Below are 3,157 nucleotides of genomic sequence, written 5' to 3' on the forward strand. Positions count from 1 at the left end.
CAATATTAGGAAGTCATTGGTGGTTTAAGCAGAAAGTTCACCGTAAACTTTCAATAATTCTATTGTTTGGAGAAATTCGAACTATTTACCTTAATTTTCAAGTAAACGTTTTTACCGTAATTAATTAAATACAGTAGATTTTTTAACTTTTTTATGAACTCTCTATTTGAAACATACCACAACAATTTTATTTAGAGTAGAATATTATATTATCCAAATACTCAAAAGGTTATATATGGGTATAAATCTACAAGCCTTTAAAATAAAGAGGGTGTACCTATTAAAGTCATTACAATAATTACTATATTTTTACTTCTGCTTGTTTTTAGTTGTTTCAATTCGGCTGCAGCAGACGTAACGCTCGAATCATCAACTCAAATCGCCACATACGGTGAAAACTTCACAATAGATGTTTTTGTAACACCGGATGCTGCAATTGCAGGATTACAGTTCGATCTCGATTTTGACAGCTCAAAAATCCAGATAGACAGTGTATCTGAAGGCATACTCTTAAGCCAGAATGGAGCTTCAACATTTTTCAGCGACGGAAACACAGACAACAATGTAGGAGCACTTTCAAATGTTTACGGTTTGATACTGGCTCCTTCAAGCATCATAGAACCTGAGTCATTTGCAAGCATCACAATGAGTGTAAAAGAGCAGGCTACAAGCACAGCAACAATTGGTCTGAAAAACGTGATCATAAGTGACCCATCAGGAAATCCCCTAAGTGTCTTGATCAAAAATACGACTCTGACCATTAACGAGGCCCCTTTGGCAAGTGAACCAGAGGAGGTGTTCTATGATAGCTTTGAGCAGGGTGAATGGAACGGGCTATGGGCTGAAGACAGCCAAAGAGACTGGTATGATTCAACTCAGCGGGCAATAGACGGCAGATGGTCTGCTGGAATCGATGGCAGGGCTACGAATGCAGCATTAACCTCTAAAGATATAGACCTGGGTGGCAAAACAATCGCTACAATTACATTCTCCTGGTATATTGAAAGTTACCTCGACAAAGGAGAATACCTTGCATTCGATGTGTCCACAAATGGAGGAGCTACCTGGACTGAAAAGGCAATATTAAGAGGGAATGTTGACACTGAAAACACCTGGCACGAAGAAAGCATTGACGTAACCGACATAGACAGCCTCAAAATTCAATTCAGGGGAAAGATGTCCAATTCGCAGGAAGATGCGTTCGTTGATATGGTTAGGGTAGTAGCAAAATAAGCAATCTGCCGTTAAATGAAGATGAAATTAAATGGTGTCCGATCTGGACACCAAAATTATTTTTGGAGTTTGAGTTAGATTCTTTTTTGAATTAACCACATACAAATGTATCATATGATGGTATTTATACGAGTTTGAACTGAAATTACCGAACTACTGTATTTGTGAATGGACCAGTTCTGGAAAAGTTTACAGATCAAACATGTTCGAGTTCAGCCTTTACGTATACTTTTTCCCCTTTGTACTTGATCAGAAGTATCCTATGATATGGTATCATGGTATCTGGAAAAAGCGTGAAGAATAAGTGTCCAATGTCTACTATATCCTCTCCTGAAACAGTTTTTGTATTTCCAGGCACACCCCTGTGGATATACTCGATGCTACATTCGCTTATATCCATGCATTCCTTCCATTTCAATTCATTGAATATGTCCCTCGGACGTTTTGATTTTATTTCATCATCCATAAAATACCTTCCAGAAGGTCTAATATGTAGATAGTAAAAAGATTCCAATACAGATCCCCACGATCTATTGGATTCCCATACGTTTCCCTCAATATTATTTAGGCTGATCTTAAAATAAATAGTTATTGAAACTGTTTTCCCATCACTTCAAACCATTGAACAGAACAATAATACAGTACTTTGAACATACTGAACATACTCCATGTATTAGATTTTCGTAGTAGAAAATGTGCAATTTCAGGAAATATACTTACATATTTTCGGGCGGGATCTGTAGCATTGACGATCTTGCTGATCATCTGAACAATGAACAAAGGTATTTTCATCACCTTAACGTAGAAATCATCAACATTGAAAAAAAAGGTAGTGGGTGCAAAATATTGCAATCCACTATTTTATTATGCTTTAAGTGCAAGCAGTGAAAGACCCAGTTTCTTTTCCAGATCCTTTACTTCTTTAGCAGCGTCTTCATTTAAGTCTGCATACTCGATCTTCTCATCTGAAAAAGCAATTAAGGCTATACCTAATTTACTTTCCAGCTCATTGATAGCTTTCAGATTTTCGGTGTCAATTTTTGAATAACTCCACATTTTTAAAACCTCCAATAGAATATACATTCGATTAGCTAATATATGTTGTCTCTGAAAATCCCATATATATAATTAATATTGGATATATTATTGACATAACCAGTAGTCAGAATATTTACATCGATACTCTTATTTTCTCATAGAACAAAGATCATGTCAGGGAAATTTGAAGGAAACGCACGTTTAGTATTTATTTCCTTAAACCGGTTTTCATGGATGGATCTATGATGGTATTGTCTGGAGAAATGGAATTTCGGCTCATAGCATTTGATTCAATGGGTGCCAAATCATCATGCACTCTTGTGAAAACCCCTGACACCAGCATACTTATCGATCCCAGAGCTGCGATCATGCAAAAGAGTTTTCCGCTGCAAGATCCTGAAAAACAATTCTACCTACAAAGCGCCATAAAACAGATCAAAGAAGAAATGAAAAAGGCAGAACACATCGTTCTCAGCCACTATCACTTTGATCATTATATGATAGATGAAGAATCATGTGAGATATATCTCAATAGTGATATGTGGATAAAGGATCCGAACCGTTGGATAAACCATTCACAGTGGGAGCGTTCCCGGGATTTCCTACAATTGATGAGTAAGGTCAATAAAACTGATCTCAAACACTCTCCACCAGGACAAAAACAATACAAAGATCCAGTAGAATGTTTACCCATAGCTTTTTCCAAATATCTCGGAAATTATCAGGAACGAAGGGGAGAACTAATATCAAACTGGAGAAGTAACTATTCAGCCTACCTATCGTCAATCCTGTATGACCGACTATAATACACAAAATTAATTTGCAATCCTAAAATCAAACAATTGTTGGAACAAATGGCTTTCCAGCAATTGCATCTTGAATTGCA

5 protein-coding genes and 1 pseudogene are annotated in these 3,157 nt (G+C 36.7%); 3 read left to right on the forward strand and 3 right to left on the reverse strand.

The window, feature by feature from the left end; all coding sequences use genetic code 11:
• Window positions 1-435 precede the first annotated feature (435 nt).
• A pseudogene (locus tag KDK67_RS14640) lies at window positions 436-663 on the forward strand (cohesin domain-containing protein); the annotation flags it as partial.
• On the opposite strand, the gene KDK67_RS13785 reads toward KDK67_RS14640, so the two are convergent.
• Window positions 585-761, reverse strand: coding sequence for a hypothetical protein (locus KDK67_RS13785; protein WP_250869429.1), 177 nt, complete (start codon window positions 759-761; stop codon window positions 585-587). The pseudogene KDK67_RS14640 and the gene KDK67_RS13785 overlap by 79 nt on opposite strands.
• A 13-nt stretch (window positions 762-774) precedes the next feature.
• On the opposite strand from KDK67_RS13785, the gene KDK67_RS13790 reads away from it, so the two are divergent.
• Complete coding sequence (locus tag KDK67_RS13790; protein ID WP_250869430.1) at window positions 775-1,233, forward strand: hypothetical protein; 459 nt, start codon at window positions 775-777, stop codon at window positions 1,231-1,233.
• Between the two features lie 196 nt (window positions 1,234-1,429).
• Here KDK67_RS13790 and KDK67_RS13795 read toward each other — a convergent pair whose 3' ends face one another.
• Both KDK67_RS13795 and KDK67_RS13800 read right to left on the reverse strand, forming a co-directional pair.
• Window positions 1,430-1,699: a DUF504 domain-containing protein gene (locus tag KDK67_RS13795; RefSeq protein ID WP_250869431.1), complete on the reverse strand. Its 270-nt coding sequence runs from the start codon at window positions 1,697-1,699 to the stop codon at window positions 1,430-1,432.
• Window positions 1,700-2,097: 398 nt separating this feature from the next.
• On the reverse strand, window positions 2,098-2,289 hold the full coding sequence (locus KDK67_RS13800; protein ID WP_250869432.1) for a hypothetical protein: 192 nt from the start codon (window positions 2,287-2,289) through the stop codon (window positions 2,098-2,100).
• 212 nt (window positions 2,290-2,501) lie between these two features.
• Here KDK67_RS13800 and KDK67_RS13805 point away from each other — a divergent pair, with 212 nt between their 5' ends.
• The gene (locus KDK67_RS13805; protein ID WP_250869433.1) at window positions 2,502-3,077 is read left to right on the forward strand and encodes an MBL fold metallo-hydrolase; all 576 of its coding nucleotides are present in this window, start codon (window positions 2,502-2,504) and stop codon (window positions 3,075-3,077) included.
• Window positions 3,078-3,157: the final 80 nt, after the last annotated feature.

Origin of the sequence: Methanococcoides seepicolus, assembly GCF_023684405.1 — an archaeon.
GTDB classification, from domain to species: Archaea; Halobacteriota; Methanosarcinia; order Methanosarcinales; family Methanosarcinaceae; genus Methanococcoides; species Methanococcoides seepicolus.